The organism is Streptomyces sp. NPDC006265, from assembly GCF_040613555.1.
In the GTDB taxonomy this organism is placed as follows: domain Bacteria; phylum Actinomycetota; class Actinomycetes; order Streptomycetales; family Streptomycetaceae; genus Streptomyces.
The window spans coordinates 1-7655 of sequence record NZ_JBEXSH010000423.1; the positions used below are offsets into that span (position 1 = coordinate 1).

Annotated in this window: 5 protein-coding genes; all 5 read right to left on the reverse strand. The window is 69.5% G+C overall.

Going from position 1 to position 7655, the window contains the following annotated elements; all coding sequences use genetic code 11:
• Positions 1 to 168: 168 nt before the first annotated feature.
• From ABZ281_RS28955 to ABZ281_RS28975, 5 genes are read right to left on the reverse strand one after another with little or no spacing between them, the layout of a single operon-like run.
• Positions 169 to 3204 (reverse strand): flavin reductase, encoded by a 3036-nt coding sequence (locus ABZ281_RS28955; RefSeq protein WP_356660149.1) that lies wholly within the window; start codon positions 3202 to 3204, stop codon positions 169 to 171.
• Entirely contained in the window at positions 3201 to 4667 is a 1467-nt protein-coding gene (locus tag ABZ281_RS28960; protein ID WP_356660151.1) for a 4-hydroxyphenylacetate 3-hydroxylase N-terminal domain-containing protein, read from the reverse strand. The genes ABZ281_RS28955 and ABZ281_RS28960 overlap by 4 nt, the downstream gene beginning before the upstream one ends.
• A gap of 41 nt (positions 4668 to 4708) precedes the next feature.
• On the reverse strand, positions 4709 to 6178 hold the full coding sequence (locus ABZ281_RS28965) for a hypothetical protein (protein ID WP_356660153.1): 1470 nt from the start codon (positions 6176 to 6178) through the stop codon (positions 4709 to 4711).
• Positions 6179 to 6185: 7 nt separating this feature from the next.
• Entirely contained in the window at positions 6186 to 6434 is a 249-nt protein-coding gene (locus tag ABZ281_RS28970; RefSeq protein WP_306933277.1) for a ferredoxin, read from the reverse strand.
• Complete coding sequence (locus ABZ281_RS28975) at positions 6424 to 7626, reverse strand: phenylacetate--CoA ligase family protein (protein ID WP_356660155.1); 1203 nt, start codon at positions 7624 to 7626, stop codon at positions 6424 to 6426. The genes ABZ281_RS28970 and ABZ281_RS28975 overlap by 11 nt, the downstream gene beginning before the upstream one ends.
• Positions 7627 to 7655: the final 29 nt, after the last annotated feature.

Below are 7655 nucleotides of genomic sequence, written 5' to 3' on the forward strand. Positions count from 1 at the left end.
GGATCCACTCGTCGCGGGTCAGCACGATCGGCTGCGGTCGGCCCGAGGGGTCGACCCGCTCGCCGTACCGCGCCTTGTGCGCGTCGCGGCCGTCCGCCGCGGCACGGGGGTCTCGGGTGAGCAGTTCCAGGAACCGTTCGTAGTGCGTCGCGATGGGCATGGTCGTCGTCACCTGGCCTCCGCTTCCCGGGCGAACCGGCGCCACCCGTAGTCGTCGAGAGCGCTGTCGCCGCGCTCGGCCCGGAGCAGTGGCCGGCGGTCTGCGCCGCCCTCCATGTCGACGCTGACGACCGTCGCCATGACGAACTCGTGGTCGCCGATCCGGTACGTCGACTTCAGACTGCAGTCGATGGTGCCGACGGCCCCGGGGAGCCGCGGGCAGCCGTTGGCGGAGGGCGTCCACGCGAGGGCGTCGAAGCGGCTGTCCGGCCTGCCCTGCGAGAAGGCGTCGGACACCTCGTGCTGGTCCTCGCCGAGGATGTTGACGCAGAACCGGCCGGTCTCCGCGATGGCGTTCCAGCTGGTGCTGCCCGAGCGCACCAGGAAGCCGATCAGGGCGAGTTCGTCGGAGACGACGGTGAGCGAGCCGATCACCAGGCCGTACGGTGTCGGACCGTTCCGCTCGGACTGCCGTGCCGTGCCGGCGACCACCGTGACGGCCCGTGGCAGAAGCTCGCCGATGACCCCGAGGTCCGGCGCCGCACTCGACTGGAGGCGTCCGGCAGGTTCGGGCTCCGGCATCGCCGAGCCGGGTGCGTCGCGCAGCCGGCGTACGAACGCGCCGGTCACGCTCGCCGTGTTGTCCGCGAGTTCCTCCGGTGTCCCGCTGTGCACCACCCGGCCACCCTCACGGCCGGCACCGGGCCCCAGATCGATCACCCAGTCGGCGATGGCGATCACCTTCACGTCGTGCTCGATGACCACGATGGTGTTGCCGGTGGAGATCAGGCGCTCGAAGAGGGCCAGTAGGTGGCGGATGTCGGCGGCGTGCAGGCCCCGTGTCGGCTCGTCGAAGATGAACAGCGTGCGGCTGCGGCGCTGCTTGAGGAGCTCGCCGGCCAGGTTGAGCCGCTGCGCCTCGCCACCGGACAGCGTGGTCGTCGAGCAGCCGAGTTGCAGGTAGCCGAGGCCGAACTCGCCGAGCACGCCGAGCGCTTGGACGACCTTGGGACTGCTCTGGGCGTCGAACCATCCGAGTGCGTCCTCGACGGTCATCGACAGCACGTCGTGGATGTTCTTGTCGCCCAGCCGGACTTCGAGGACGTGTTCCTGGAACCGTCGGCCCTCGCATTCGGGGCAGACGATGAACTCGCTCTTGAAGAGGGTCATCTCGATCTCGGCCAGCCCGAGTCCCTTGCAGGACTCGCACCGTCCCCCGGCGACGTTCGGGCTGAACTCGCCACGGCCCAGGCCGCGCTCGATCGCGTCGGCGCTGCCGGCGAAGGCGTCGCGGATGTGGTCGCTGATGCCGATGTAGGTGACGAGCGTGCTCCGGCTGGAGCGTCCGATCGGCCGCTGCTCGACGTAGATGACGTCGTCCAGGGCTTCGGCTCCCTGGATGCCGGTGTTCGCGGCCGCCGCGCCCGTCGACCGCTGGGCGAGGGCCCGGGAGACCGAGGCGTGGATGCCGGCCACCAGTGAGCTCTTGCCCGCACCGGACACGCCGGAGATGCAGGTGAGCCCGCCGACCGGTAACTTCGCGGTCTGGTCGACCACGTTGTTGCGCGTGATGCCGCGCACTTCGAGCCAGGACGCGTCGGCGAGGTCGGCCTTCGTCCGCGACGGCCCGCCGGTCAGCATGGTGGTCGCCGTGGGTGAGTCAGCGGAGTTCAGCAGGTCGGCGAAGCGGCCCTCGAAGACGATCTCGCCGCCGCGGGAGCCGGCCCCGGGTCCCAGCTCGACGATCCAGTCGGCGGCACGGATCACCGACTCGTCGTGCTCGATGACGATGACGGTGTTCCCGAGATCGCGCAGCCGTCGCAGGGAGGTGAGGATCTTCCCGGTGTCGGCTTCGTGCAGACCGGCGGTCGGTTCGTCGAGGACGTACATGACGCCGGTCAGGTCGCTGGCCAGGTGCTGCGCCAGCAGCAGCCGTTGCAGTTCACCGCCGGAGAGGGTGATGACGGGCCGCTGCAGTTGCAGGTGTCCGAGGCCGACGCCGTCGATGTTCGCGCTCTGCTTGACGATCGCGGAGGCGAGTTCACGCACCTGCGCGGGCACGGCACCGGACGCGAGTCCGTCGCGCAACCGGGCGATCGAGCGTGACAGCTCATCGCTCTGGAAGTCGTGGAAGGTGTGCCCGGCCACCGTCGCCCTGAGCGATTCGGGGCGCAGCCGCCCTCCGTCGCACCCGGGGCAGATTTCCCGTCCGAGGTAGTTGGTGAAGGCGTTCTTGCGGGCGGCCGACGACGCGTTCCGGTAGGCGCGCTCCAGGAAGCCCAGGATGCCCTCGAAGCGGAAGTCGTTGGTGACCTTGCGGATCTTGAGCGTGTAGATGGTGTCCGAGCCGTGCAGCACCCGCTCGGTCTGCTCCGGGCTCAGTTTCTCGAACGGCAGGCCGAGGTCCAGGCCGATGTCCGCGGCCATCGCCTCGAAGGCCTTGCGCACGTTGGGGACGGCGAACGTGCCGGGGTCGGCTCCGTCCCAGATCTCGGTGAGGGTCTTCGACCGGTCCGGGACGATCTTGTCCAATGCGAAGCCGACGAGTTCGCCGATGCCGTCGCACTGGAGGCACTTGCCTTCCTTGCGGTTGGGGCTGAAGTGCTTCGCGGAGTGCGGTTCGGCGAAGCAGCCGCAGTCGTCGCAGAACAGGTCCGGGTCGGTCGGGCCGAGACAGGCCGGGCACACCGGCCGCGAGCCGGCGCCGAACATCAGCCGGTACAGCCCGTCGAGGCCGGTGAGGGTCCCCACGGTCGAGCGGGGATTGGAGTAGCCCCCGTCGCGCTGGCGCAGGGCCACCGGCGGCTGGGTCCCCGCGATCCGGTCGAATTGGTAGTCGCCGTCGCCCATGTCGAGGGACTTGCTGGACAGGGCGCCCAGGTAGAGCGTCTTGGAGTGTTCGAAGAGGGTGTCGATGACCAGGGACGACTTGCCCGATCCCGAGACGCCCGCGGCGACGACCAGCTTCCCCTTGGGGAAGGAGACGTCGACCGACTTGAGGTTGTGGGTCGTGACGCCTTCGAGCCGGATGCTGTCGAGACTCATGTGGTGTCGTTCCGCCCTTCGGCCAGGTCGCGGGCCTGGGTTTCGCAGCGCTTCAGGTCGGCATAGCGGGCATAGAGCATCGAGCGGACCCGGGCGGGATCACCGCGGTTCCACGTCTCGTAGAGCTCCTGGCGCATCCCGAAGCGGTCGACGGCGAGATCGGCGGCCAGACGGAAGAGCCGGGACTTCTCGTCCACGCTCGTGTCGCGCCCGCACATGTAGGTGTCCAGCACGGCGCGCAGCTCGGAGGTCCCCAGATCGGCCTCCGAGGGCTGCATGATCAGACCCGACGCACCGATCTGCCGGATGATCTCCGAGCCCCGTGTCGAGAAGCGGCCGGCGACGGCGTCGAGCGCTGCCGTCGAGCCGGGGGCGAGCAGCCCCGAGGGGGTGGGCCGGCACTCGGCGTCGATCGCGGCCAGGCCGAGCCGGACGATCTCGACGTACGAGGTGAACTCACCGAGAAGGTCCGTGACCTGCCGGAACTTGTCGACGCCGATCGCCTGGGCCAGCAAGGACGCGACACCGAGCATGGTGCGCAGCCGGTGGTAGTAGCGCACCTGGCCGGTGTAGAGCGACCACTTGTTCAGCTCGCCGAACCCGCGGACGGCCGCCTGGGAGTCGTCGAGCAGGAAGACCCGGTCCATCGGGATGAACACGTCGTCGAACACCAGCATGGCGTCCTGCTCGTCGTAGCGCGCGGACAGGCCGCCGGAGCCGTCGGCGTACGACGTGCGGCACAGGACGCGCAGGCCCGGTGTCGCCAGTGGAGCGGCGAACCAGCAGACGTAGCCGGGGTCTTCGCGCAGGTAGTTCGCGGGCGAAAGGTAGATGAACACCTCATGCGCGTACGGCGCCAGGGTGGCGATCTGTTTGGCTCCCCGCACGATGATGCCGTCGGCGCCGCGCCGCACCACCCTCAGGCCCAGTTCCGGCCGGTCGGCGGGCGTCGAGGAACGGTCGATCTGGGGGTCGCCCAGCCCGTGGGTCAGCGTGAGATCGTTCTCGCGGCAGTAGTGGTAGTAGTTCTCCGCGTTGCGCCCGAACTCGGGATCGACCTTGGCCAGTTCGAACCGGTAGTCGTACAGCCCGACCACGACGTTCGACATGAAGTCGGGTATCCGGGAGAGCTGGCCGTAGGAGGCCTCCGCCCAGCGGTGGGAGTTGGCCCACTTGCGGCCGAGGTCGTCCCGATCGGCCGGCGCGAGGTACGACAGGCTGACGAGGTTGCCGGAGGTGTCCGACCGGTGGAGCATCTCGTCCACCCGGTGGGGCAGGTGCTGGGCGTCGTAGAGGCCGGCCAGCGTGGACAGCATGGGCCGGAAGCCGGGGTCGCCGGTCACGTCGATCCGGCGTCCGTCGCACCAGACTTCCCGCTCGTCCTTGAGGCTGGCGATGTACTCGTTGCCTCGCCAGGCGCCACCGGAGGAGCCCGGCAGGAGGGCTGTCTGGTCTTTGGGCATGTCAGAGGCTGTGGGTCCTGTGGTGGTCACCGTCCGCGCTCCTACGGGTTCCGCTCGGCCGCACCGGACCGGAACGGCTGGTAGCTCTGCTCTTGCACCTGGGGGAAGTACTCGCGTGTCGCCTCGCCCACGACCCGCATCAGTTCGGAGTCGAGGGAGCTGGGATCAGTGATGAGCTTGGCCATGGGCGAGTCCGGCACGGCGTTCGTCAGGGGTGTCCGGCGTGCCCGGTGGATCGTGGCCAGTGAGTGCTGGGCGTTGGCCGCGTCCCGCATCTTGTAGACCGCCTGGGGTCCGTCCGGGATACCGATCATGGATTTGGTGCCGCCGCTGCCCAGGCAGTTGCGGGGCATGTGCAGATGCTCGTGGCGCCACTGCTGGTGGGCGGAATGCAGCTTGAACGCCTGGTCGACCACGGTGTGCCGCAGCCAGCCTTCCGGGTCGTCGTGGCGGCGGGCGTCGATGTCCCGGACGGTCTCCTCGAGCGACGACGCCCCGAACGAGTTCAGCCAGGCTTCGAGGTCGTTCCACATGTGCTTGAACAGGTCCCGGAACATGTGCTGCTTGATCGACAGCGAGTGCGTACCGCTGGCGGGTCCCAGATTGGTCCGGAACTCGTGGTACTCCCCCGTGGCCAGGTGTTCGGCCATCACCCGCTGCGCGTCGACCACCGGATCGAGCAGCTCCCGGCAGGCCGTCAGGTGCTGCGCCGCCCGGCTCAGAGCCGATGCGCGGAGGGCCCGGATCGCGACCTCGAGGTGGTCGTTCGCCTCGGCGCAGAGAATCTCCGGGACCTGGTGCAGGGCGACGAACTCGCCGTGCAGGGTGTCCCCGTTCAGCTCGGTCGCGGCGACCGCGCGCGCCAGTGTCTCGGCGGAGATCAGCTCGTCGGTGCTCCGGCTCACCCCGATGGGTACGGCGGTGAGGTCGCTCTCCCATTTGGTGGCGTCGTGGCAGCCGACCCGGATGCCGTGCAGCAGGAGGTACAGCGAGTCGTCGATGCTCTTGGTGGCGATGGTGGAGCGGGTCAGCTCGGGCGCACCGGCCAGCAGCGAGCCCTTGGCCACGTCCTCCAGCCCCCGGAGCGCGTCGACGTAGGCCGCGTAGCCGGCGGACTCCGAGATGCTCACGGCCGTGGCCCCCGCGGACACGCCGGCTCCGTACATGCCGCGGGCGCCGAACATCACCGTGCCGAGCCTGCGCAGCAACCGGTGGAACCCGACGGCCCACTGGACGTAGCGGGAGGCGGTCTGGATGTCGTCGGCCAGCAGGCACGCCTGGGTCCTGTTCGCCAGCCGGGCCAGGTTGAGCAGGCATACCTCGGACGCCTGGAGGACGGCGCACACTGTCGAGTCGTACGTGCCCTCGGGCACTCCTCGTGCGGCCCGCGCCTCGCCGAGCAGGTCGATGCGGTGCAGCTGGTCGTAGCTCTCGGCCACCGGTCCCAGTTCGGTCATCTGCCGTCGGCCGGCGCACATGTCGGCTTCTGCTGGATCGTCCAGGCTTGACATTGCGCCATCACTCCCCGCTGGGTGCCGCTGAGTACCGGATCGATTCGGTGGGGCAGGATTCGAATGCGTCGAGGACCCGCTCGAGCTCGTCGGGTGTCTCGGGCTGTTTGCACACGTAGTGGACGTCGTTGTCGAGGTCCGCGTCGAAGTTGTCGGGCGCCAGGTCGTTGCAGAGCTTGCAGTCGATGCATGTGTCATCGATCTCGAAGCGCCCGTCGATCGGAATGCGCGTGGGAAGCGGCAGTTCAACCCTCACCGGCAGTTCCTCCTCCCCCGTAGGCACTGAAGTTGCGCATCGTCGGTTTGGCCGAGGTTCGCAGCGCCGTCTCGAACCGGTCGGTGTCCAGCGCGCGGAATCGGGTGACCGCTCCGAGGCGGTCAAGGACTGCGGCCTCGATCGATTTCCGGGTGGCGTCGTCGGCGCCGGACAGCGGCAGGGCGATCTGAAGGGCGTCGCCGTCGATGTCGAAGGCGAAGTAGTACGGCTCGGTGGCCATGGCGCCCAGGACGATGTCCTCGATCTCCAGCTGCGAGGTCCAGCGGTCACCGAGCGGGATGCGGTCGCCGATCCGGCCACGGTGCTGCAGCCGGCGCAGCGGGGAGCCGCAGGCGCACGGCGCCGCCTCGATCCGGCACACGTCGCCGGTGCGGTAGCGCAGCAACGGCATGGCCCGGCTCGCCAGCGTCGTCACGGCCAGCTCACCGACGGAGCCGTCCCGCAGCCGCTCCCCGGATTCCGGATCGACCACCTCGAAGAAGGTTCGCGTCTCGACCAGGTGCAGCGCACGCTCGCGGCAGAACATGGCCAGCGTATTGGTCTCGGTCATGCCGAACATCGAGTACGTGAGGGCGTCCCACTGGCCGGCCAGGCGCCGCTTCTTGGCGGGCGACGCGCCCTCCCCCGCCGTGAGGATCTTGGAGACGGCGAGATCGCGCCGCGGGTCGATGCCGCGGCGGCGGGCGATCTCGCCGAGGAACAGCGCACGCGTGCCGGAGCACACCAGGGTGGTCGCGCCGGACCGCAGCAGGGCGTCGACCATCCGGTCCGGCGTGCAGGACGGTGAGGCCGCGCCGAGCGGCACGATGGTGCAGCCGAGGATCTCGATCGCACGGTCGAGGTCCTGGCCCACGCCGGCCAGCTCGTACGGGACGGCGATGGCCGCGACGTCCCGCTCGTCCAGCACAGCGGAAAGCAGGCCGGCGACGGTGAGGTTGTTCTCCAGCCAGTCCGCCATCGTGAAGAACGCCGCGATCGGGCGCCCGTTGCCGGTACCGGAACTCTCGTCGAAACGGATCACCTCCCGCCGCGGCACGGCGAGCATGCCGAGCGGGTAGGCGGCGCAGAGATGGTCACGCGTCGTGAAGGGAAGGGCCTCGAAGGCCTGCGGTCGGCCCTGCGCGACCGCTCGGGCGACCTCGGCCCCCTGGATCAAGGGCCTCGCGGTCATGCCCGACGTGCACTACGGCAAGGGCGCGA

Excerpts from the sequence above, each read along its gene's own strand:
- ABZ281_RS28975 (WP_356660155.1), bottom strand. The coding sequence starts at position 7,626 with ATGACCGCGAGGCCCTTGATCCAGGGGGCCGAGGTCGCCCGAGCGGTC.
- ABZ281_RS28955 (WP_356660149.1), bottom strand. The coding sequence starts at position 3,204 with ATGAGTCTCGACAGCATCCGGCTCGAAGGCGTCACGACCCACAACCTC.
- ABZ281_RS28960 (WP_356660151.1), bottom strand. The coding sequence starts at position 4,667 with ATGCCCAAAGACCAGACAGCCCTCCTGCCGGGCTCCTCCGGTGGCGCC.
- ABZ281_RS28965 (WP_356660153.1), bottom strand. The coding sequence starts at position 6,178 with ATGTCAAGCCTGGACGATCCAGCAGAAGCCGACATGTGCGCCGGCCGA.